Source organism: Comamonas sp. A23, from assembly GCF_004522605.1.
GTDB lineage: Bacteria > Pseudomonadota > Gammaproteobacteria > Burkholderiales > Burkholderiaceae_C > Comamonas > Comamonas thiooxydans.
Genome location: NZ_RSDT01000005.1, coordinates 248,050 through 269,230, shown reverse-complemented (window position 1 = coordinate 269,230; position 21,181 = coordinate 248,050). Strand labels below are relative to the sequence as shown.

Here is a 21,181-nt window from a genome sequence, read left to right as displayed (position 1 = left end):
CTCTCGTCACTGGCGACCTGGCTTTCCATCCGCGTGAAATTCAATGCGGTACAGGCTGCCGATGCCTCCCTCCTGCCCCGGCGTGCCGTCGGGGCAGCCAGGCATTGGCAGGCCCTGCCCCCATCCGGCTGCCAAGACCTGCACGTCATGCATAGGATCGGACGCCCTGGCACGCTCATTGCGGATGCGGCAGGTTTCAGGATCAGTGGCGAACAACCCGCGTGCGAAGACCCGACCTTGTTCCGCCAGCCTTGCGGTTTTCGAGGCTCGGATTTTCGCAAACGCCTGGAAGACATCGTCCAAGCCGCCGCTTGCGCCATCCAGGCACCGGGCCAAATGCCACGCATCTTCCAGTGCCTGGCAGGCACCCTGCCCCGACGTCGGCAACGGCGCATGCGCGGCATCGCCAACCAGCAGCACATTCGCCCTGCTCCATGTATGCAGCGGCTCCAGGTCATGCACCGCAATCAGCCGGATAGCATTCTCGGGCGTGGCACGGATGATTGCCAAGACCGGCTCAGGCCATCGCGCGAACAGCTTCTCGACCTCCTTGCGCAGATCTGCGGTGGGCGTAACCTCATTGAGGGGCCGTGCCTGCGCCGCAGCCCAATACACCAGTTCGGGGCGAATCGGCACGCAACCAAAGCGCTCCCCCGCCCCCCAAAAGTCCTGAATCGAAATATCGTCCACCAGCGCATGCGGCCCCTGCGCCACGCCGATCCAGTTGACAAAGCCCTGATAGACAGGTGTGTTGTCACCCGCGACAAACTTGCGCGCCACCGACTCCATGCGGCCGTCGGCGCCAATAAGCAGATCCGGGCGGATGCTCGCGCCATTTTCGAAACGGGCCACGGCTCTGCCATGGGTATCCAGCTCAATGGCCACCGCCTGGTATCCGAACTCCACCGGAATCCCCTGCCGTGCCGCATGGTCGAGCAACACCTTCTGCAAGTGCCTGCGCAGCACCGTGTAGGTTGGGTATCCCATCGTCCGGTCCAGCAAGGCGATATCGAGGCCTCCCAATGCATTGCCCATGGCATCCTGGCGGCGCATTGTCAGCGGCCGACCGCCAATGGCCGCTATGTCTTGCAGCAGCCCCAGCTCTTCCAGCACAAAGCTCGCATTGGGCCAGAGCGTCACGCCTGCCCCCATGGTTGCCGGCTCCGTTCGACGCTCATAGACCCGAGGGTTGTAACCCTGCTTGCGCAAAGCCAGCGCCACGCTCAAGCCTGCAATGCCACCGCCAAGTATTCCAATTTCCACGCTGAATCTCTCCTGTCCATACGATGCCCGATGTATGGCGCACTGCGTTGCATCGAGCAAAAGGGCATCTTATATTTCGCCACTACAGAGAACTAGCATGCAAAATTGGGACGTTTTCATACCTCAAACGGGATAATCAATGCGCGATGCACTCGACCTGAATACCGTACGCGTCTATACGGCGGTTGTTGATGAGCAAAGCTTTGCCGGCGCATCGCGGCTTTTGGCCATGCCCTCGTCCAACGTCAGCCGCCACGTTGCATCACTGGAGCGCCGACTCGGTACACGCCTGCTGGAGCGAAGCACCCGCCACCTGCGCATGACGGAAGCCGGCCGATTGCTCTACGAACGCGCCAAGCCCCTGCTCGACACACTGCTCTCTACACAGGAGGAGCTTGGCGCGGTGCAGCGCGAACTGCGTGGACCTCTGAAGATCTGCATGCCCGGGGAGGCACCAAGGCTGCTGGCTCCCATCCTCGCCGAATTCTGTAGCCTCCATCCAGGCATCGAGCTCGAATGCGATACCCGGATGACCGGGCTGGAGGTACTTCGAGAGGACGTCGACCTTTCCATCGTCTTCCATCGGGGCCATCAAGAGGACAGTGCTTTCATCACCCGCGAACTCGCCACACTGCCCAGCATCGTGGTTGCCGCCCCCTCCTTGCTGGCCAGGACCGGTATGCCACGCCATGTGCGCGAACTGAAATCCCTGCCCTGCATCACCACCCTCAGTGCGCTGAAGGGTCAACCTTGGCAGTTTCAGGACGCCGCGGGAGAAATCGTCAAGGTGCCGGTCCGCAGCCGCTACCGCGTCAACAGTGGAGAACTGGCCGTGGCAGGCGCACGGCAAGGCATCGGCTTCGCGATTGTGGCGGCCTATCCCTGCCAGGAAGACCTTGCAACGGGTCGGTTGCAGGAAGTGTCACTGGACCTTCGTCCTGCCCCTCTGCAATTGCTGGGGGCATACAGCCATCGCCATTCCGTGACTGCTCGTGCCCGGGCACTGCTGGAATTGATACAAGTGCGGTTGTCTGGCTCGATTAGCCCTCCCATGGGCCCCAGACCTTGGGGGACAGTCTAGGATCGAAGTGGTGCACCGGGCTCAAAGTGGAGTCCTTCGGAGCGCAAGCAGTCGCTTGGAATGACTCTCTCAATGCCCGCTTCTGGCCTGTCGCTGCCAACGAAAAGGGGCTGCTCACGACCCACAGCAGACCTTTAGATTCAGGAGCAGCGGTCATTCAGTTCAATAGGTACCGCGTAATCTCGCTTGCTGTGCTACGAGCTGTGCGCATGACTCCAATGAGCGTGGCAGACGCTGGCCCGGTCCATTCACCGTAGCCCACAAGCCATAAACCTGGGACGCCATGCACCTGGGTGCCGTCTACCGTGACTCTGGATTCGTTGACAACGCCAAGAGTCTCCAGAGACTGTAACGCTGGCCTAAAGCCGGTACACCAGATGACCGCGTCAAAGGATTTGGTACTCCCGTCGCGCCATCCGGCCCCGTCCGCCGTGAGGCTCTCAAACGGGCCGACAGACTGCAGCACGCCGCGCTGGCGTGCGTCAAGGACAGGGGGAACCATCACGATATCGCCAAAGCCACCCGGCAGGTTCTCCGGATCTTTGCCTTCCTGCAATGCCTGCCAACGTGCAGTAGCCCTCTCGAAGAGTACTCGCCCATCGACTTCGTCCGGTAAAAAGGCTGGAGGCTCCAGCGTGACCCAGGTCGTGGACTGCGCAACAAGCGAGACCTCCGCCAGGATCTGTGCGCCGGAGTTTCCTCCGCCGACCACCATCACCCTCTTGCCTGTGAACGGCTCAGGAGATGCGTACTGAGCTGAGTGCAACTGTTGCCCCTTGAAGGACATCAAACCCTCAACGTTGGGGACAAATGGATTTCGCCATGTTCCCGTGGCAAATACAACGGCACGCGAATGCCAGCTTCTCACTCCGGCATTGACCTGGAAGCCTTGCTCAGTAGGTTCAATGCCTGTGACGCATACCGGCCTCTCGATCTTGAGTTCGTAGCGTGCTTCGTACTTGCGAAGATAGTCGACCACATTGTCACGACTTGGATATTGCTCACCCGAAGCAGGCATTGGCCATCCCGCGATGGAACTCCAGGAAGCGGGAGAAAAAAGCCTCAGCGAGTCCCATCCATGCTGCCAGGCCCCGCCTCCGGCTTCCTCGGCATCCAGCAGCAGCACCGACAGATTGGAGCGACGCAGAAAGTACGCCACCGATAGGCCTGCTTGACCTGCCCCAACGATGATCACATCGTGAAACGACATTGTTGACCTCTCTTTGTCTTCATTGCTGTGCATTCACACGCATCGACCACAGAGCCGCAAATGCGCTAATCGCCAGCAGGGAAGACAGCCACAGAGCCTGGCTGCCCCAATTTGCGACAGCCAGCCCGTAAAGAAATGGTGAGCCTGCCTGCACGATACGTGCTGGAACCATGAGCCAACCTTGGCGCTGGCCATACCCTTGAGATCCGAACACCTTGAGCGGCAGTGTGCCTATGGCAATCGTCAAGATGCCATTGCCAAGGCCGTGCAGGATGGCAAAAACGCTGGCTGCCGACGCACCGGCCAGGGCCAGACAGACGGCAGCCAATGGATGGGCAAGAATGGCCAGGCGCGCCGACAGCAACGGGTGTGCTTTCTTGAGAAAGCTGTATTCCAGCACCCGACCTGCAACCTGGGCAGGCCCGACCAATGCAGCAGCAGCAATCGAAGCAGCCAAAGTTGCACCGCTGGCCTGAAGTATCTGAGGCAGGTGGGAAGCCATGGCTGTGCTGATGAACCAGGACGCCGCGAAAACGTAGGCCATCAGATAGGCAGTGCGCTTAAGACTGATGCCTGCGTTGTTTCCGCCCTGAGACTCAGCTCCAGGCGGCTTTTGTTCTTTAACCACTTCCCTCGGGTTGGGCTTGGCACGCGATAACAAGGCATTGAGCGGAAGGCCGAGCAGCAGGTGCAAAGCGGCCCAGAAAATGCATACGACGCGCCAGTCGTAAAGACCTTCCAGATAGCTGGAAAGCGGCCAGCCCACGGTGCTGGCAAAGCCAGCAAAAAGCGTGATTCCGGTAATGGCTGGGCGCGCATCCTGGCCATACAGGTGCACAACACTGGCAAACGCGGCTTCGTAGAGGCCGCTGCCCATCGCCACGCCCATGAACGCCCACGCCACGAAGATATGCAGTGTCTGCGTGGCCTGGCTCAACATCAGCAAGCCACAGGCAAAAACCAGATTGCTGGCGAGAAGCACCGACCTTCCGCCAAAGCGATCAATCAGTCGGCCCGCGATGGGGCCTACCGCTGCAGCCACCAGCAAGGCTGCAGAGAAAGCGCCGAACACCAGAGAGTACAAGGTGCTTGTCGACTGACTGATTGGCCTGGCCAGCACCGCGAGCAAGTAGTACGACGAGGCCCAGGACAGGGTCTGGGCAATCCCGAGCATGACTGTGACTTGCGTGCGGTTCAGTGCCATCTGCATCGTTTAAATGCTGCGTTGGTTGACCCGTTTGGACAGTTCTTCGGCACTTTCACGGCGCTCGCTGTAGCGATCCACCAGGTAGTCCGAACAGTCTCGCGTCAGCAGCGTGAACTTGACCAACTCTTCCATCACGTCCACCACCCGTTCGTAATACGAAGAGGGCTTCATTCGGCCAGCCTCGTCGAACTCGGCAAATGCCTTGGCAACGGACGACTGATTCGGGACGGTGATCATGCGCATCCAGCGACCCAGCACCCGCATCTGGTTGACCGCATTGAAGGACTGCGAACCACCCGAGACTTGCATCACCGCCAATGTCTTGCCTTGCGTCGGTCGCACGGCACCAGCGGACAAAGGAATCCAGTCTATCTGCGCTTTGAGGATGCTGCTCATGGCACCATGACGCTCTGGAGAGGTCCAGACCATGCCCTCGGCCCACACAGCCAGCTCACGCAGTTCCTTGACCTTCGGGTGATCGTCGGGGGCACCATCGGGCTGCGGCAGGCCACGCGGATCGAAGATCCTGGTCTCGGCCCCCATCTTGCGCAGCAGGCGCGCCGCCTCTTCGGTCAGCAGTCGGCTGTAGGAGCGGTCACGAACCGAGCCATACAGCAGCAGAATGCGCGGCGCATGCGTCGCGCGCTGCGCGGGCAACAGGCCTTCCAGGCTGGGCTTTTCAAAGACTTGTTCGTCGAGGTTCGGTAGATCAGAGCTTGCCAATTCGATTTCCTTTCGAGTCAATGACGGCTTCCCCGTCTTCTTTGGAGAATGCGGCCTGTTGAGGCTTTGGCAGGATGTCCAGCACGGCCTCCGAGGGACGGCATAAGCGGGTTCCCAGAGGGGTGACCACTATCGGGCGATTGATCAGGATGGGGTGTTGGAGCATGAAGTCAATCAATTGCTCATCCGTCCATTTGGGCGCGCCCAAGCCAAGCTCGTCATACGGCGTACCTTTTTGGCGCAACACATCGCGCACTGGCATGCCCATGGCCTGGATCAGGCCCGCCAGCGTGGCGCGATCAGGCGGCGTCTTGAGATATTCGATGACCATGGGTTCCACCCCACTATTGCGGATCAGGGCCAGGACGTTGCGGGAGGTGCCGCAAGAAGGGTTGTGGTAAATCGTGATGTCGCTCATAACGCAAGATTTCCGTTGCAAAGATTCATGGCACCACGCTGAGCCGCAAGGCCAGGGCGGCAAGGGTAATGAGCAGCACGGGCAGAGTCAGTACCGCGCCGACTTTGAGGTAGTAGCCCCAGCCAATCGTTGTGCCTTTCTTGCCCAGCACATGCAGCCACAGCAAGGTGGCCAAGCTGCCAATCGGCGTGATCTTGGGACCCAGATCGCAGCCAATCACATTGGCGTACACCATGGCCTCCTTGACAGCACCGCTGGCTGTGGACGCATCGATGGACAAGGCTCCGATCAAGACCGTGGGCATGTTGTTCATGATGGAAGACAGCACCGCAGACAGCACGCCTGTGCCCAGTGAAGCGGCCCACACGCCACCGGCTGCAAGCTGGTTCAGCAGCATGGCGATGTAATCCGTAAGCCCCGCGTTGCGCAGCCCATAGACCACCAGGTACATCCCCAGCGAGAACACCACGATCTGCCACGGAGCGCCATGAAGCACTTTCCTGGTGCTGATGACATGGCCACGCGCAGCCACCGCCAGCAAGATCGCAGCTCCCACGGCTGCCACAGCACTGACAGGGACGCCCAGGGGCTCCAGCGCGAAGAAGCCGACCAGAAGCAAGACCAGCACGACCCAGCCAGCCTGGAAGGTGGCCACATCCTTGATCGCAGCCGACGGCTGTTTGAGCTGGGCCACATCGTAGGTGGCAGGAATATCGCGTCGGAAAAACAGCAGCAGCACACCGAGGCTGGCCAGGACCGAGGCGATGTTGACCGGCACCATCACCGATGCGTAGTCGTTGAAGCCGATCTTGAAAAAGTCGGCGGAGACGATATTCACCAGATTGGAGACAATCAGCGGCAGACTCGCGGTGTCGGCAATAAACCCGGCGGCCATGACAAATGCCAGCGTTGCTGCCGGAGAAAAGCCCAACGCCACCAGCATGGCCATCACGATGGGCGTGAGAATCAGGGCGGCTCCGTCATTGGCGAACAGGGCCGAAACGGCGGCCCCCAGCAGCACGATGAAAGCAAACAGCTTGACTCCACTGCCACCACCCCAGCGGGCAAAGTGCAATGCAGCCCATTCGAAGAAACCGGCCTCATCCAGCAAAAGGCTGATGATAATGACGGCGACAAAGGTCGCCGTGGCATTCCAGACGATATGCCAGACCACCGGAATATCAGCCAAGTGCACGACTCCCATCAGCAGCGCGACACCGGCCCCAATCGAGGCGCTCCAACCAATACCAAGGCCGCGTGGCTGCCAGATAACCAGCGCCAGGGTGAAGATGAAAATCAGGATGGCCGCCAACATGACGTATAGGTCCTAGAAAAGCTATGAGTCGGCATCAGTGCCGCCCACAGCGTGCGGACGTCAGTGAAGCCTGGTGCTGCAATCCAGACTTTGGATCTGGATCGCAATGGCAGTAACGGGATTCAGTGCGAAGAGAGTTCACGCGCCGTAGACTGCAGCACAGCCTGCTCCAGCTTTTGCGCCGGCAGGTTCACCAATAGCTCCAGGCGACAACGAATCATGTGCATCGTCTGCCGGAAGGCTTCCAGCTTTGCCTCGTCAGAGGCATCGCCTTCCGAGGGGTCCGGGTAGCCCCAATGCGCTGTGGCGGGGTGACCAGGCCAAAACGGACAGACTTCGCCAGCGGCGTTGTCGCACACGGTGATGATCAGATCCATATGCGGCGCGCCAGAAACGGCAAACTCGTCCCAGCTCTTGCTGCGCAAACCATCTACCGAGACACCGGCCTTTTGCAGCACTTGCAGCCCCAGCGGATTGGGTTGTTGATTCTCTCGGGGGCTGCTGCCCGCCGAATAGGCCTTAAAACGGCCTTGACCCATATCGTTGAGCAAGGCCTCGGCCAAGATGCTGCGTGCCGAGTTGTGAGTGCACAGGAACAGGACGTTCAGGGGAGCTTTGTTGTCAGACATGGTTTTGGCAGCAGGACTTGGGTGTGGGAAAAGCTTGCAGCGACGTCTAGCACTGGCATGGCATAGCGGCGTCATCGGTACAAACCGCGCCCTGGCAGCAGTTCTCGGTGAGATATGCCACCAGATCGTTCATCACGGGGAAGGCCGCGCGATAGAGCACGTTTCGGCCCTGCCGTTCCTGGCTGACCAGGTCGGCATGAAAAAGCTCTTTCAAATGAAAGGACAGTGCATTCGGCGCGATGCCTAGCTGCTCAGCTAATGCACTAGGTGTCAGGCCTTCAGGCCCGGCCACAACAAGGGCCCGAAATACGCGCAATCGGGCCTCATGGGCCAGAGCGGAGAGCGAGCGGATGACGTTTGCTTCTTGCATTAGTTAATATTACATCAATTGTTGAATTAATGTTCAAAAAAATGGGCACCGTTTTAGGACCGCAGAATGCCAACGACCGCTCATGGAGTTCAGCACCGAGTGACTGCCTCTGGTCGATAGTGTGAGTGCTCGGATATGCCACGAAGCGGACACCCCGATATGCGATCCCAGCCGGAGAAGCCGGCTGTCAGCGAAGTCCGCAAACCAGTGCTACCGGCCTGAGCTGGTGGCCAGCACATTGCCGCGCAGGCAGCGCTAGAAGACGTCTATGGCGTTGCCAATGGTCAAGGTTGCGTCAGCCTTGAGGCATCTGGCTCATGTCCATAAACATGATTTCCCAGATGTGGCCGTCTACGTCCTCGAAGCTGCGGCCATACATGAAGCCGTGGTCTTGCAAGGGGTTCACGTCCGCCTTGCCGCCGTGAGCGGAAGCGGCCTCAACCATGCGGTCGACCGCCGTGCGGTCGTCGGCGCTCAGGCACAACATGACTTCGCTGGCAGCATGGGCATCGACGATGGGCTTTTGGGTGAACGTAGCCCACTTCGGGTGGGTGAGCAGCATCACGTAGATGCTGTCGGAGACGACCATGCAGGCGGCGGTGTTATCGCTGAACTGCGGGTTGTTGACGGCGCCGATTGCTTCATAGAAGGACTGGGCCTTCGGCAAGTCAGCGACGGGCAGGTTGACGAAGATTTTCTTGGACATTTGAGACTTTCAAGGTCTGTGTTGAGAGGGAATCTTCAGGCGTTGGCGAGCGACGCCAACAGTTCGTCCAGAAGCTGCATGCTGCATGTGAGGCCGTCTTCCTGCCCAGAGTGGCGCTGGCGTGGCCACCACAGCTTCCCAGCCTCGAAGCGGGAGAACAAGCTATTGATACATCATATCCAGCAGCACCAGTGTCAGCCAACTGCGTTAGCCGTCGTTCAGGTCGCAGGCTGACGGTGGCCGCAACCGAGAGTCGCTAATGTTCCAAGGCAGCTATCGACCGGTTGCAGCCGCTCAAACCTCGTTGATCTACTGCTGTGCAGCGATTGCCGCTGTTCGTAGCCGCATCGCTACCTATCGGTCACCGCTCCATAACGGCCATCCGAACATTGACGCCGACAGCTACGCAGCGTTGTGCGGGCGCTGCCATACGGGCGGATTGCCATAGTGCTTTCTGCTGCTCCAGTCTGAAAAATGCACCATGACTTCCCGGGACCGTACATCCAAGTGCTCCTACTGAAACGGAAATAGGAGGCTTTGAACCATCTACAGACTCTGGTCGATCTACCCTGAAGAATTTAAGACCGAGACGATCAAGAGAGGTAGAGCCTCCGCCCGGTCAGCGTCCCAGCTCTTTGGCACTGACGCCGGCAATGCCCCAGTTCTCCTTGGGCACATCGTGTATCCAGACCCGCACATTGGCGGTGGGAGCGTCAACGGCCTCGACCAGGGCCTGGGTAACCTTTTCGATCACCGCCTTTTTCTGTTCCTCGCTGCGGCCTTCAATCATGTAGATTTGTGCGAATGGCATAGAACTTCCTTTTTCTATCAGTCGTTATCGATTGCGCGGCGCTGACTTGCCCCCTCTCCCCGAAGGGGCGAGGCGGCAAGTCAAGAGGCGCAGCGCCAAAAAACCGGCAGAGCCCAACTCAGAGACGCAAAGCAAGAGCCGCCTCGCGGCGAAGGCGTCGTCCCCTGGGGGGAAGGCGCCTCAGGCGACTCAGGGGGGTTAAGCTTTTATCCCCAACTTGCGAATCAAGTCTCCCCAGCGCTTGTTCTCAGCGCGAATGAAATCGGCGAACTGCTGCGGCGTGTTGACGCGCAGATTGCCCGAGATGTTGTCAAAGGCCTGCTGTACCTCGCCCGTCTTGGCTCCGACCTCCCACGCCTGCTGCAGCTTGGTGATCACGGCCTGGGGCGTGGCGGCCGGTGCGACCAGGCCGAACCAGGTCTCGACCTCGAAGCCGGGGTAGCCCGACTCGGCCACCGTGGGCACATCGGGCAAGGCCTTGGAACGCTGGGGCGAGGTCACGGCAATGGCCCGCAGCTTGCCAGCCTTGATGTGCTGCAAGGTCGTGGCCAGCGAGCTTTCCATGCTCATCATTACTGTGCCCGACAGCAGATCGGGCACGATCTGGCTCGAGCCCTTGTAGGGCACATTGGTCAGCTGGATTCCGGCCACAGACTGCAGCAATTCGGCCGCCAGATGGTTGCTGGTGCCAATGCCCGAGGTCGCGTAATTCACCTTGCCGGGATTGGCCTTGGCATAGGCCACCATGCCCTTGAGGTCGGAGAACGGCGCGCCCGGGTTGATCACCAGCGCGCAAGGCGTGGTGCCGACCAGGGAGATGGGGCGCAAGTCCTTCTCCACATCAAAAGGCACGCTGTTGTACAGGTGGGGCGCAATGGCCAGGCTGCTGATGGCTGTGAGCCCTATGGTGTAGCCGTCAGTTGCGGCCTTGGCCACGGCGTCCGTGCCGATATTGCCGCCGGCCCCAGCCTTGTTTTCCACCACAAAGGGCTGGCCCAGCTTGTCGGACATGGCCTTGGCAGCCGCGCGGCCCATGACGTCCGTGGGGCCGCCCGCAGGAAACGGCACGATCATGCGCACCGGGCGCGTGGGATAGCCGGCCTGCGCCAGGGCGCGCCCGGGCAGGCCCATGGCCATGGCAGCCATGGCGACCGCTGTCATCAACTCTCTTCTGTGCATTGCTTGTCTCCGTTGTCGTTCTGAAAAAACTTGATGGTGCGCATCATTTGGAGGCGCCAAGACAACTCTTAGTGCTGTTGCAACCCCTTGCCTGAAGCGCTGCCTTCCCGTTGTGGGGCGGGTTCAAGCGCCCTCCTGCTTCACAAGCCCGGCGCGGCTCAGGCCTGGGAGGCCGAGCAAGGGCCGCCCCGTAGCGAGGGCATCTTCCCCCCCCCAAGAGAGAGAGGGAAGATGCGAAGCGACTTAGGGGGCGAACTGAATCGAGGTGCTGCCCATCCCCTGCACGCGCAAACACACATGGTCGCCAGCGGCCACGGCCACGGCCTCGGTAGCGCCGCCCGACAAAATCAGGCTGCCCGCCGGAATTTCCTGGCCACGCCGGCCCAGGTGGTTGGCCAGCATGGCAATGGCCGCAGCCGGGTGGCCCAGCACCGCCGCACCGGCCCCCATGGCCACGGGCTGGCCGTTTTTCTCCAGCACCAGGCCAACGGTGCGCAGGTCCACGGCGTCGGGGCGCAGGGGCTGGCCACCGACCACAAAGCGCGCGGCCGAGGTGTTGTCGGCCACCACGCTCTTGAGGTCGAACTTGAAGTCGCGGTAGCGGCTGTCAATGACCTCGATGCCGGGCATCACAAAGTCGGTGGCTGCCAACACGGCGCCGATGTGGCAGCCAGGCCCTTTGAGTGCATGCTTGAGCACAAAGGCGATCTCGGGCTCCACCTTGGGGTGGATCAGCTCCGAGATCTTGACCGTGCCGCCATCAGGCACACTGAAGTAGTCCACCAGAAAGCCGAACACTGGGTCGGTGACGCCCATTTGCTTCATCTTGGCGTGCGAGGTCAGCCCGGCCTTGAGGCCCACCACGCGCGCGCCGCGCGCCAGCTTGCGCGCCAGGATGGCGGCCTGAATGGCGTAGGCATCGTCCCAGTCCATATCGGGATGGGCGTCGGTGATCTTCAAGGTATCGTGGGCCTGCAGTTCGCAGGTCTCCAAATGCTCGGCCAGTTGTTCAATGGTTGCGGGGTAAAGTGCCATGTGGTGCTCCGAATATTGAAAATGAGTGGGCGGGCAAGGCCTCAGGCCGCCGATGCATTGAGCAGGGCTCGGCGCTTCATGCTGCGACCTTGATCCCGCGCGCACGCGCCATGGTCAGCGCCGTGTCTTCGATCATGTCTTCCTGGCCGCCGACCATGCCGCGCCGGCCCAGCTCGACCAGCAGATCACGCGCCGGAATGCCGTACTTCTTCTCGGCCCGCTTGGCGAACAGCAAAAAGCTGCCGTACACGCCCGCATAGCCCAGGGTCAGCGCATCGCGGTCCACGCGAATGGGGAAATCCATCAGCGGCACGACCAGGTCTTCGGCCACATCCTGAATCTTCCAGACATCGACGCCGGTCTCAATTCCCATGCGCTCGCACACGGCCACCAGCACTTCCATGGGGGTGTTGCCCGCACCGGCGCCCAGGCCTGCGGCCGCCGCATCGATGCGGTTGGCGCCAGCTTCCACGGCGGCGATGGAATTCGCCACGCCCATGGCCAGGTTGTGGTGGCCGTGAAAGCCCAGCTCAGTCTCGGGCTTGAGCGCAGCGCGCACGACGGCAATGCGTTCCTTGACCTGGTCGGGCAGCAGATAACCTGCCGAGTCGGTCACATAGACGCAGTTGGCGCCATAGCCTTCCATCAGCTTGGCCTGCTTGACCAGACCTTCGGCGCTGTTCATATGCGCCATCATCAAAAAGCCCACGGTGTCCATGCCCAGCTTGCGTGCGGCCGTGATGTGCTGCTCGCTCACATCGGCCTCGGTGCAATGCGTGGCCACGCGGATGGTGGACACGCCCAACTCATGCGCCATCTGCAGGTGGTCCACGGTGCCTATGCCGGGCAGCAGCAGGGCCGAGACCTTGGCCTGCTTCATCAGCGGGATCACGGTGGACAGGTATTCCTCGTCGCTGTGCGCGGGAAAGCCGTAGTTCACCGAGGCTCCGCCCAGGCCGTCGCCGTGCGTGACCTCGATCAGCGGCACGCCGGCCGCATCCAGGCCCTGAGCCACGCTCTTCATCTGTTCCAGCGTCATCAGATGGCGCTTGGGGTGCATGCCGTCACGCAGCGTCATGTCGTGGACGGTGATCTTCTTGCCTTTGAGTTCCATGTTGCCTCTCCTTCAGGCGGCTACGGGGGCCATGGGTGCGAGCGTGAGCTTGCCGGCCAGCATTTGTTCGGCGAACATCTCGGCCGTGCGCGCGGCGGCGGCGGTCATGATGTCCAGATTGCCCGCGTACTTGGGCAGGTAGTCGCCAAGGCCTTCGACCTCGAGGAAGACGGAGACGCGCTTGCCGTCAAACACCGGGCCGTTGACCAGGCGGTAACCGGGCACGTATTTCTGCACCTCGGCCAGCATCTGGTGGATGGAGGCGGTGATGGCGGCCTGGTCGGGCTCGTCCTCGGTCAGGCAGTGCACGGTGTCGCGCATCATCAAAGGGGGTTCGGCCGGGTTGATGACGATGATGGCCTTGCCTTTCTTGGCACCGCCTACCTTCTCCACCGCACCTGCCGTGGTGCGCGTGAATTCGTCAATGTTCTTGCGCGTGCCCGGTCCCACGGACTTGGAGGACACGGTGGCCACGATCTCGCCATAGGCCACGGCCTGAACACGGCTCACCGCCGCCACCATGGGGATGGTGGCCTGCCCCCCGCAGGTGACCATGTTCACATTCATGGCGCCGCTGCCCAGGTGCTGCATCAGGTTGACCGGGGGCACGCAGAAAGGGCCTATGGCCGCCGGCGTGAGGTCAATCATCAGCGCGCCCTGCTCGTTGACCTTGCGCGAGTTCTCTGCATGCACATAGGCGCTGGTGGCGTCGAACACGATTTGCACGCCATCGGCGTGCATATGCGGCAGCAGTCCATCCACGCCCTCAGCCGTGGTCTTGATGCCCATTTCACGCGCCCGCTTCAAACCATCCGAATCGGGGTCTATGCCCACCATCCACACCGGCTCCAGCACGGGGCTGCGCTGCAGCTTGGCCAATAGGTCGGTGCCGATATTGCCCGGCCCGATCAGCGCGCATTTGATTTTTTTCATCTCTTTTGTCTCCAGTTTTGAAATAACACCCCCTGAGTCGCTGCGCGCCTTCCCCCTCTCTCGCTTCGCGGAAGGGGGACGACAGCCTCGCTGCGGGGCGGCGGGGCCGCCTAGGCCCTTGCTCTCTGTCCCTGACCTTGGAACGCTCCCGGTCATGCGACCTGGGGGCTGGTTTGACGCTTAAACAAACCTCACAGAACAACTACCTATTCCACCTATGGTCACGCGCAGGTTGTCCCCGGCCTTGACCGGCACCATGGCGGCCAGCGAGCCGGAAAGCACTACCTCCCCGGCCTCCAGCGCAATGCCGTGAGCGCCCAGGGTGTTGGCCAGCCAGGCCACGGCATTGGCCGGATGGCCCAGGGCGGCAGCGCCCGCGCCCGTGGCCACGATCTCGCCGTTTTTCTCCAGCACCATGCCGCAGGTGGCCAGGTCCACATCGCGCGGGTCGACCAGGCGATCGCCCAGCACAAAGACGCCGCAGCTGGCGTTGTCGGCCACCGTGTCCTGGATCTTGATCTTCCAGTCGCGGATGCGGGAGTCGACGATCTCGAAACAGGCCATCACCCCCTCGGTGGCGGCCAGCACATCGGCTGCCGTCACGCCCGGACCCTGGAGCGTTTTTTTGAGCAAAAAGGCGATCTCGCCCTCGGCCTTGGGCTGTATCAGGCTGCTCGCCGATACGGCCTCACCCTCGTTGAAGACCATGCCATCGGTGAGCCAGCCAAAGTCGGGCTGGAACACGCCCAGCATGTCCATCACGGCCTTGGAGGTCACGCCTATCTTCTTGCCAACCACGCGCTCACCCCCAGCAATGCGCCGCGCGAGCATGTGCTGCTGCACCGCGTAGGCATCCGCGATGCCGATATCGGGGTAGCGGGTCCTCAATGGTTCGAGCACCCGACGCTGCGACAGTGCCTCGTACAGCTCGTCGCCCAGCTTTTCTTGCAGTTCGGTGTTCATAGGTTCAATCGGCTAAGGGATGGGGTTCATCAGCGTCGGCTTCGGCCAGGAAATCGGCTACCAGGCGTGCAAAACGGGCGCTGTGCTCAATCTGCGTCCAGTGCCCGCAATGGCCATAGACGTGCAGTTGCGATCGCGCAATCCAGTCAGACAAGGTGATCGAGTTGGCCAGCGGGATCACGCGGTCCTCGCGGCCATGCACGATCAGCGTTTCATGCGGAATGCGGCGGATGTCTTCTTCGCGGCTCGCCAGCGCATCGACCCAGCGCTGGCGCGGTGCGGGAAACATGGCCGAGAACGATTCGTGAAAGCCGGGCCGGATGCTGGCCTCGTAGCGCAGGCGCGCCAGCTCGTCGCTCACGATGCTCCGGTCGTAGGCAAAGATATCCAGCAACTGGCGCATGGCGTCTATGGACGGCTCGTAGCCCCAGACTGCGTCCAGCCCCGGCGTGAGCTCGAACGGAACGCCCACACTGCCCATGAGCACAAGGCGGCGCACGCGCTCGGGATGGCGGATCGCCAGTGCCAGCGCAAGGCCTCCGCCGAACGAATTGCCCACAAGATCAGCCTGGGCGATTCCCAGCGCATTGAGCAGGCCCACGGCCTGTTCGACCCAGGCGTCCATGCCATAGGCAAAGCCATCGGGTCGTTCGCTGTAGCCGAAGCCCGCCATGTCAGGCGCGATCACGCGCGCACGCTCGGCCAGCGCAGGCATCACCAGCCGCCAATTGGCCCAGGCCGAAACACCCGGACCCGAGCCGTGGATCAGCAGCACGGGATGACCGCTGCCCAGGTCGTGGTAATTGGTACGAATGCCAGCGGCGGCGATGGACTGCGCCAGCTCCGGATTTCGCTCAGAGTTTGATGCAGACATTCTTCAGCTCCGTGTAGAACTCCAGCGAATGCACACCGCCTTCGCGGCCGATGCCCGATTGCTTGGCACCGCCAAAAGGCGTGCGCAGATCGCGCAGAAACCAGCTGTTGACCCAGGAAATGCCCACATGCATGCGCTGGGCCACGCGGTGTGCGCGGGCCAGGTCTTGCGTCCAGACGGCGCTGGCCAGGCCGTAGACGTTGTCATTGGCCTTGGTCAGCACCTCTTCTTCGGTATCGAAGGGGGCGATATGGCAGCAGGGACCAAAGATCTCTTCCTTGATGACGCGTGCCGTCTCGGGCAGGCCGGTCCAGATCGTGGGCTGCACCCAGGCGCCGTCCGCATACTGGGCGCCTAGGTCGGGCACGCCGCCGCCGGTGACCACGGTGGCGCCTTCCTGCACCGCCAGTTGGTAATACGACAGCACCTTGGCCTGATGCTCCTTGCTGATCAGCGGGCCCAGCTTGGTGTCGTCGTCTTCGGGCATGCCGATCTTCCAACCCTCGATCTGCTGCTTCAGCGCGGCCACAAAGCGTTCGTAAATCGGGCGCTCCACATAGACGCGCTCCGTGCCCAGGCAGACCTGGCCGCTGTTGACAAAGGCCGAGCGCAACGTGCCTTCGATAGCCGCGTCGAAATCGCAGTCGGCAAAGACGATAGCGGCGTTCTTGCCCCCCATCTCCAGGCTCACGGGGCGTGCTCCCTTGGCCGCAGCCTTCATGATGGCCTCGCCAGTGCGCGTCTCGCCGGTGAAGGTGATGGCATCCACGCCGGGATGGCTGGTGACGAACTCGCCGGCCGAATCGGGGCCGAAACCATGGACCACGTTGTAGACACCGGGCGGAATGCCAGCCTCGTTCATGACCTCGCCCAGCAGGGCTGCAGTCTGGGGCGATTCTTCGGAAGGCTTGACCACCACGGTGTTGCCGCAGGCCAGGGCTGGGCCGACCTTCCAGGTCATCAGCAGCAGGGGCAGATTCCAGGGGCAGATCACGCCCACCACGCCCACCGGGCCACGGTGGCCGTAGTTGATCGCACCGCGCCCGTCCGGCGTGGCCATTTCGAAGAACTCCGTGGGCACGTTCTTGACCACGTCGGCAAAGATCTTGAAGTTGGCCGCACCACGCGGAATGTCGATATGGCTGGCCACACTGCGCGGCTTGCCCGTGTCCGCACATTCGGCGGCCAGAAACTCCTCGAAGCGGCGGTTGATGCCATCGGCCACGGCATAGAGTTTTTCCACGCGCTCGGCCACGCTCATACGGCCCCAGGGTCCATTCAACGCAGTGCGCGCTGCAGCCACGGCGGCATCGACTTCGCTGCGGCCGGCCTCATGCACCTTGGCAATCACCTGGCCCGTGAGCGGTGAGTGCTTGTCGAAGCTGCGCCCCGTGGAAACGTAGGCACCGTTGATGAAGTTCTGGATGTCTTTCATGGTTTTCTTCCTGTCACGCATGCTTTTGCAGCAACGATAAATTCGGTGTTCAATACTGTCCAATACTGAATTTTCCAAAATCAATACCTATAAGGTATTAAGGAGCTACCCCGTGGACTTGAGGCAGATGAGGTACTTTCTGGCGCTGGCAGAGGAGCTGAATTTCGGCCGGGCCGCGGCCCGGCTTCACATGGCCCAGCCACCGCTGACGCGGCAGATACGTGCCATCGAAGAGGAGCTGGGCACCGAGTTGTTTGTGCGCACGCCCAAGGGCGTGGAGCTGACGGCGGCAGGCCAGACCCTGCTGGACGAGGTGCCCAACATCCTGTCGCTGGCCGAGCGCGCCCGCGAGCGCACGCAAAGAGCCGGTCAGGGACTGACTGGCCAGCTGGACGTGGGCATTTTTGGCTCCGGCGTGCTGGACGTGATTCCGCGCCTGCTGGCGGCGTTTCACCAGGCCAGGCCCGAGGTGCGCATAGCGCTGCACAACCAGACCAAGGACGAGCAACTGCAGGCGCTGCGCGAACGCAGAATCACCATTGGCTTCAACCGGCTGGTGCCTGCAGAACCTGGCATAGGCGTGCAGACCGTGCTCAAGGAAGCCCTGGTCGTGGGCCTGCCGGCCACGCACAGGCTGTGCGAGCACGACGAGGTCGCACTGTCCGAGCTCGACAACGAGCCCATGATCCTCTACCCCAATCTCTCTTTGCATGGCCTGGCCCAGGAAGTCAGCAATGCCTTCCACCGCGAGGGCCTGCGTCTGAACGTAGCCCAGTCGGTGGAAGATGTGCTGACCTGCGTGGCTTTGGTGGCAGGCGGTTTTGGCGCCTGCATCACCACGCGTTCGGCCACCAGCCTGCGTCTGCCCGGCGTGGAATACCGGCCGCTGCACTCGCGCCACTTGCGTGACATCGAGCTCAGCTGCCTGTACCGCAGCGACGATGCATCGCCGGTGCTGGCGGCCTTTTTGGACGTGGTGCGCACCTTTGCGGGCCAGGGCATAACCTAGGCCTGGAGGGGCAGGCAGGCGCCAGGTTTTAGCCACCTTGCTGGTCCTCGACCAGGCCCAGGGCCTGCAGGCCGGCCTCGGCAATGATCTCGTCCTGCTGCTCGCTGCCGCCAGACACCCCGATGCCGCCAACGCGCGCGCCCTCCACCACAATGGGCCGCCCACCGCCAAAGCCCACAAAACGCGGTCGCAGGACCAGGCCCTGGCGCACGGCCGGCGAATGCCGGGCCAAGGCCTCATGCCACTGACCCGTGGGCAGGCCAAAGCTCACGGCCGTATAGGCCTTGTCCGTGGCGATGTCCATGGAGTGCAAGGGTGCGCCCGTCATGCGCACAAACGCGGCCTGCACCCCGGCCGCATCCACCACGGCCACATTGACACGCACGCCCAATTCCACTGCCTTGGCTATGGCCGCACCCACGGCGCGCAAGGCAGCTTCGGTGCGGATCACGGGCTGAGAAACCATCAGTGAGTCCAGCATGTCAAGCCTCCTCAAAATGCTTTGACTACTGTGAAGCGCACCAGCGAACCCTTGGGCAGGGCCCCCGTGCCGGCCGTGGCGCTGACTTCCTTGTAGACCGCGCCCTTGAGGAACACGCCTGCACCCGGCACCGGGTAGACCAGCTCGGCGCCCAGTGCATGGCGCGAGGAATGCAGGCCCGTGGCACCCGGGCCTTTGTCATCGCTGATCTGCCACTGGCTGTAACCCACCAGGCCGGCTTGCACGGCACCAAAATGCTTGCCCAGACCCCATTCCAGCGTCACCTGGTTGCCGTTGCGAAAGCCCATATCGTTCTTGCCGTTGCGCTCAAAACGCATCAGACCCGAGGCCGAAATGGTCTTGGCAGCGTCAAAGTAATAGGTCAGGCCACCGGTGAGCATGGTGCTTTTGTAACCCTTGCCTGGCGAAGCCGGGTCGCGGCTGCTGGCCGAATCCAGCCAGATACCGGCACCGGCCACAGCGTCCCACTGCGGGCCATGCCAGCCCAGCACCAGCGGACCCAGATAAACGTCGCCCACGCCCGAACGGCTATCGGAAATGCCGGCCGCATTCACCGTGAGTGAGGTACGCATCACCGGCACGATGGCCTCCATGCCGTAGTCGGCACCGAGCAGCTTGTAGTTGGTGATCCAGACAAAACGGTTGGCCAGGGCCGTCACGGTTCCACGGTTGTGGCCGGGCAGGTTGTCGCTGCTACCCGACGCGCGGAAATCGTCGATGCTGTAGTTCACCATATAGCCCAGGTAGTACACGCCGGGCGGCGGCACGCTGGGGCCCTGCATGCCCTCTACACCGGGGACGTAATGGCCTTCGGCCTGCACGGCCGAGGCTGCCAGCGTACCCAGCAGGGCCAGGGCAGCAGATGCAATCTTGTGGTTCATCTCTATCTCTTTCTTATGGGTTCACAGATGTCTCGGGGGTCCATGGGGCTGTGCAGGGGGCTACGCCAAAAACTGGCGCGGCCCATATCAGGGCTGCCGCGCAAGCGCCGCCCCGCAGCGCTGGCAGCGTCCCCCTGCCCGCATCGCTTGCGATGCGAAGAGCGGGGGGAAGGCGCAAAGCGCCTCAGGGGGTGTTCCCTTTCAGGTGTACACATCCGTAAATGACGCCACGAGCTCACCCGTGTGATAGAAAATGCCGCTGCCAAGACGGTCCTCGCTCCAGGTGGTCACGGGGCGATCGGGCTGGGCCAGATAGCCCAGGCCGGCAAAGGTCTCGTTGCGGTTGCCGCTGGGGTCGAAGAAGTAAATCGTCTCGCCGCGCGTGATGCCGTGGCGCGTGGGAGCCACGTCGATGCGCACCTTGTTCTTGGCCATGACGTCGGCGGCCTTGAGCACGTCGTGCCAGGAGTCCAGAAAGAAGGCAATGTGGTGCAGGCCCGAGGTGGGGCCGCCCACAAAGGCGATGTCGTGCGGCGTGGTGGAACGCGCCATCCAGGTCGCGGCCTGCATATTGCCTTCGGGGCCGACCAGAATCTGCTCGGTCAGGAAGAAGTCCATGCACTCTGCCATGAAGCGGGTGTTGTCCTCCACGGTGTTGATACCGGCCTCGGGATTCATCTCGCACATCAGCAGACAGTGGTCAATCCAGTGCGCGCCTGCGCCCTTGAGGCCATCGGGCCAAGGGTCGGGGTTCAGAGAGCCCACGTCCGTGCCCACGCACTCCTTCTTGGCGTACAGGCGCATCTCATGGCCGCTGGGCAGATTGAACTGCAGCATGCGGCCCACCGTGGGCTGGCTGCCTTCGGGCAGCATGATGGTCTTCACACCCCAGGCCTCGATGCGTGCCTGCAGGCTGTCGAGGTCGGCATCGTTTTGCACCTTGTAGGCCACATGGTTGAGGCCGGCGCGATCACTTTGCGTGAGGATGAGGGAATACTTGTCCCACTCGTCCCAACATTTGAGGTAGACATTGCCCGCTGCATCGCGCAGCGTGACCTTCATGCCCAGCACGTTTTCGTAGTGCTTGAGCGCAGCATCCATGTCCATCACGCGCAAGTTGGCGTGGCCGATTCGCATTACACCCATGTTTGTCTCCTTAGTTGCTTGTTGGTGTGTCGTGGGTTGTGGGCGCCGGGGAAGCCGCCCGCAGAAAAAATGGTTTGTGCAGGCGCTGTGCCACCGCAATGCGCACGGCCTCCTGCGGGGCTACACGGCAGGCCAGGGTGTAGCCCTGATCGCGTTCGAGATCGCTCACATGGGCACAGCTCACGGGGCCCAGATGGCGTACCGCACCTTCGAGCACCTGCACCTTGCAGACGCCGCAGCCACCGTTGACGCAGCCCACCGGAATGCCTTTGCGCCCCAGACGCAACATGCCACTCAGCAAGCTTTCGTGGGTGCCGCAGGCATAGGTATCGCCGGTTTGCTCCACGCTGACTTGCACGTTTTGCATGGCTGGCATG

At 62.0% G+C, this 21,181-nt stretch carries 23 protein-coding genes; 2 read left to right on the top strand and 21 right to left on the bottom strand.

The features are described from left to right. Window positions 1–6 precede the first annotated feature (6 nt). Entirely contained in the window at window positions 7–1,263 is a 1,257-nt protein-coding gene (locus tag EIC84_RS14205) for an FAD-dependent monooxygenase (RefSeq protein WP_003066619.1), read from the bottom strand. Window positions 1,264–1,402: 139 nt separating this feature from the next. On the opposite strand from EIC84_RS14205, the gene EIC84_RS14200 reads away from it, so the two are divergent. Next, window positions 1,403–2,344, top strand: a complete 942-nt coding sequence (locus EIC84_RS14200) for a LysR family transcriptional regulator (RefSeq protein WP_003066621.1) — start codon at window positions 1,403–1,405, stop codon at window positions 2,342–2,344. 157 nt (window positions 2,345–2,501) lie between these two features. Here the strand turns inward: EIC84_RS14200 and EIC84_RS14195 are convergent, their stop codons facing one another. The 16 genes from EIC84_RS14195 to EIC84_RS14120 all read right to left on the bottom strand — a co-directional run bounded on the left by EIC84_RS14195 (window position 2,502) and on the right by EIC84_RS14120 (window position 17,266). Then, window positions 2,502–3,554, bottom strand: a complete 1,053-nt coding sequence (locus tag EIC84_RS14195) for an ArsO family NAD(P)H-dependent flavin-containing monooxygenase (protein ID WP_003066622.1) — start codon at window positions 3,552–3,554, stop codon at window positions 2,502–2,504. A 19-nt stretch (window positions 3,555–3,573) separates the two neighbouring features. Further along, window positions 3,574–4,758, bottom strand: a complete 1,185-nt coding sequence (locus tag EIC84_RS14190) for an MFS transporter (protein WP_034362337.1) — start codon at window positions 4,756–4,758, stop codon at window positions 3,574–3,576. A gap of 9 nt (window positions 4,759–4,767) precedes the next feature. Beyond that, window positions 4,768–5,484, bottom strand: coding sequence for an arsenical resistance protein ArsH (gene arsH, locus EIC84_RS14185; protein ID WP_003066626.1), 717 nt, complete (start codon window positions 5,482–5,484; stop codon window positions 4,768–4,770). Continuing rightward, window positions 5,471–5,902 (bottom strand): arsenate reductase (glutaredoxin), encoded by a 432-nt coding sequence (gene arsC, locus EIC84_RS14180; RefSeq protein WP_003066628.1) that lies wholly within the window; start codon window positions 5,900–5,902, stop codon window positions 5,471–5,473. The genes arsH and arsC overlap by 14 nt, the downstream gene beginning before the upstream one ends. A 25-nt stretch (window positions 5,903–5,927) precedes the next feature. Beyond that, window positions 5,928–7,217, bottom strand: coding sequence for an arsenic transporter (locus EIC84_RS14175; RefSeq protein WP_003066629.1), 1,290 nt, complete (start codon window positions 7,215–7,217; stop codon window positions 5,928–5,930). Between the two features lie 122 nt (window positions 7,218–7,339). Next, window positions 7,340–7,846, bottom strand: a complete 507-nt coding sequence (locus tag EIC84_RS14170) for an arsenate reductase ArsC (RefSeq protein WP_003066630.1) — start codon at window positions 7,844–7,846, stop codon at window positions 7,340–7,342. Window positions 7,847–7,892: 46 nt separating this feature from the next. Further along, window positions 7,893–8,216 (bottom strand): helix-turn-helix transcriptional regulator, encoded by a 324-nt coding sequence (locus tag EIC84_RS14165; protein WP_003066631.1) that lies wholly within the window; start codon window positions 8,214–8,216, stop codon window positions 7,893–7,895. A 295-nt stretch (window positions 8,217–8,511) separates the two neighbouring features. Continuing rightward, window positions 8,512–8,922: a VOC family protein gene (locus tag EIC84_RS14160; protein WP_003066632.1), complete on the bottom strand. Its 411-nt coding sequence runs from the start codon at window positions 8,920–8,922 to the stop codon at window positions 8,512–8,514. Window positions 8,923–9,541: 619 nt separating this feature from the next. Next, a complete protein-coding gene (locus EIC84_RS14155; RefSeq protein WP_255432064.1) occupies window positions 9,542–9,751 on the bottom strand; it encodes a 2-hydroxymuconate tautomerase in 210 nt (69 codons plus the stop codon). A 180-nt stretch (window positions 9,752–9,931) separates the two neighbouring features. Then, the gene (locus tag EIC84_RS14150; protein WP_034362315.1) at window positions 9,932–10,912 is read right to left on the bottom strand and encodes a tripartite tricarboxylate transporter substrate binding protein; all 981 of its coding nucleotides are present in this window, start codon (window positions 10,910–10,912) and stop codon (window positions 9,932–9,934) included. Window positions 10,913–11,155: 243 nt separating this feature from the next. Continuing rightward, complete coding sequence (dmpH, locus tag EIC84_RS14145) at window positions 11,156–11,947, bottom strand: 2-oxo-3-hexenedioate decarboxylase (RefSeq protein ID WP_003066638.1); 792 nt, start codon at window positions 11,945–11,947, stop codon at window positions 11,156–11,158. Window positions 11,948–12,023: 76 nt separating this feature from the next. Next, a complete protein-coding gene (gene aphG, locus EIC84_RS14140) occupies window positions 12,024–13,061 on the bottom strand; it encodes a 4-hydroxy-2-oxovalerate aldolase AphG (protein ID WP_003066639.1) in 1,038 nt (345 codons plus the stop codon). Window positions 13,062–13,073: 12 nt separating this feature from the next. After that, on the bottom strand, window positions 13,074–13,994 hold the full coding sequence (gene aphF / locus EIC84_RS14135; RefSeq protein ID WP_003066640.1) for an acetaldehyde dehydrogenase AphF: 921 nt from the start codon (window positions 13,992–13,994) through the stop codon (window positions 13,074–13,076). Window positions 13,995–14,174: 180 nt separating this feature from the next. After that, window positions 14,175–14,957, bottom strand: a complete 783-nt coding sequence (gene dmpE / locus EIC84_RS14130) for a 2-oxopent-4-enoate hydratase (RefSeq protein ID WP_003066641.1) — start codon at window positions 14,955–14,957, stop codon at window positions 14,175–14,177. A 4-nt stretch (window positions 14,958–14,961) separates the two neighbouring features. Continuing rightward, complete coding sequence (locus tag EIC84_RS14125; protein WP_003066642.1) at window positions 14,962–15,831, bottom strand: alpha/beta fold hydrolase; 870 nt, start codon at window positions 15,829–15,831, stop codon at window positions 14,962–14,964. Beyond that, complete coding sequence (locus tag EIC84_RS14120) at window positions 15,812–17,266, bottom strand: 2-hydroxymuconic semialdehyde dehydrogenase (protein WP_003066643.1); 1,455 nt, start codon at window positions 17,264–17,266, stop codon at window positions 15,812–15,814. The genes EIC84_RS14125 and EIC84_RS14120 overlap by 20 nt, the downstream gene beginning before the upstream one ends. A gap of 112 nt (window positions 17,267–17,378) precedes the next feature. Between EIC84_RS14120 and EIC84_RS14115 the strand changes: the two genes are divergently transcribed. After that, window positions 17,379–18,275, top strand: a complete 897-nt coding sequence (locus EIC84_RS14115) for a LysR substrate-binding domain-containing protein (RefSeq protein ID WP_034362317.1) — start codon at window positions 17,379–17,381, stop codon at window positions 18,273–18,275. A 28-nt stretch (window positions 18,276–18,303) separates the two neighbouring features. Here EIC84_RS14115 and EIC84_RS14110 read toward each other — a convergent pair whose 3' ends face one another. The 4 genes from EIC84_RS14110 to EIC84_RS14095 all read right to left on the bottom strand — a co-directional run bounded on the left by EIC84_RS14110 (window position 18,304) and on the right by EIC84_RS14095 (window position 21,180). Beyond that, a complete protein-coding gene (locus EIC84_RS14110; protein ID WP_003066646.1) occupies window positions 18,304–18,756 on the bottom strand; it encodes a heme-binding protein in 453 nt (150 codons plus the stop codon). Window positions 18,757–18,767: 11 nt separating this feature from the next. Then, a complete protein-coding gene (locus tag EIC84_RS14105; RefSeq protein WP_003066647.1) occupies window positions 18,768–19,658 on the bottom strand; it encodes a transporter in 891 nt (296 codons plus the stop codon). Between the two features lie 201 nt (window positions 19,659–19,859). Beyond that, a complete protein-coding gene (locus tag EIC84_RS14100; protein WP_003066648.1) occupies window positions 19,860–20,804 on the bottom strand; it encodes a catechol 2,3-dioxygenase in 945 nt (314 codons plus the stop codon). 10 nt (window positions 20,805–20,814) lie between these two features. Beyond that, window positions 20,815–21,180 (bottom strand): 2Fe-2S iron-sulfur cluster binding domain-containing protein, encoded by a 366-nt coding sequence (locus EIC84_RS14095; RefSeq protein ID WP_034362344.1) that lies wholly within the window; start codon window positions 21,178–21,180, stop codon window positions 20,815–20,817. Window position 21,181 lies beyond the last annotated feature (1 nt).

Coding starts and splice junctions, on each gene's coding strand:
- EIC84_RS14200 (WP_003066621.1), top strand. CDS start 1,403: ATGCGCGATGCACTCGACCTGAATACCGTACGCGTCTATACGGCGGTT.
- EIC84_RS14195 (WP_003066622.1), bottom strand. CDS start 3,554: ATGTCGTTTCACGATGTGATCATCGTTGGGGCAGGTCAAGCAGGCCTA.
- EIC84_RS14190 (WP_034362337.1), bottom strand. CDS start 4,758: ATGGCACTGAACCGCACGCAAGTCACAGTCATGCTCGGGATTGCCCAG.
- arsC (WP_003066628.1), bottom strand. CDS start 5,902: ATGAGCGACATCACGATTTACCACAACCCTTCTTGCGGCACCTCCCGC.
- EIC84_RS14175 (WP_003066629.1), bottom strand. CDS start 7,217: ATGTTGGCGGCCATCCTGATTTTCATCTTCACCCTGGCGCTGGTTATC.
- EIC84_RS14170 (WP_003066630.1), bottom strand. CDS start 7,846: ATGTCTGACAACAAAGCTCCCCTGAACGTCCTGTTCCTGTGCACTCAC.
- EIC84_RS14165 (WP_003066631.1), bottom strand. CDS start 8,216: ATGCAAGAAGCAAACGTCATCCGCTCGCTCTCCGCTCTGGCCCATGAG.
- EIC84_RS14160 (WP_003066632.1), bottom strand. CDS start 8,922: ATGTCCAAGAAAATCTTCGTCAACCTGCCCGTCGCTGACTTGCCGAAG.
- EIC84_RS14150 (WP_034362315.1), bottom strand. CDS start 10,912: ATGCACAGAAGAGAGTTGATGACAGCGGTCGCCATGGCTGCCATGGCC.
- dmpH (WP_003066638.1), bottom strand. CDS start 11,947: ATGGCACTTTACCCCGCAACCATTGAACAACTGGCCGAGCATTTGGAG.
- aphG (WP_003066639.1), bottom strand. CDS start 13,061: ATGGAACTCAAAGGCAAGAAGATCACCGTCCACGACATGACGCTGCGT.
- aphF (WP_003066640.1), bottom strand. CDS start 13,994: ATGAAAAAAATCAAATGCGCGCTGATCGGGCCGGGCAATATCGGCACC.
- dmpE (WP_003066641.1), bottom strand. CDS start 14,957: ATGAACACCGAACTGCAAGAAAAGCTGGGCGACGAGCTGTACGAGGCA.
- EIC84_RS14125 (WP_003066642.1), bottom strand. CDS start 15,831: ATGTCTGCATCAAACTCTGAGCGAAATCCGGAGCTGGCGCAGTCCATC.
- EIC84_RS14120 (WP_003066643.1), bottom strand. CDS start 17,266: ATGAAAGACATCCAGAACTTCATCAACGGTGCCTACGTTTCCACGGGG.
- EIC84_RS14110 (WP_003066646.1), bottom strand. CDS start 18,756: ATGCTGGACTCACTGATGGTTTCTCAGCCCGTGATCCGCACCGAAGCT.
- EIC84_RS14105 (WP_003066647.1), bottom strand. CDS start 19,658: ATGAACCACAAGATTGCATCTGCTGCCCTGGCCCTGCTGGGTACGCTG.
- EIC84_RS14100 (WP_003066648.1), bottom strand. CDS start 20,804: ATGGGTGTAATGCGAATCGGCCACGCCAACTTGCGCGTGATGGACATG.
- EIC84_RS14095 (WP_034362344.1), bottom strand. CDS start 21,180: ATGCCAGCCATGCAAAACGTGCAAGTCAGCGTGGAGCAAACCGGCGAT.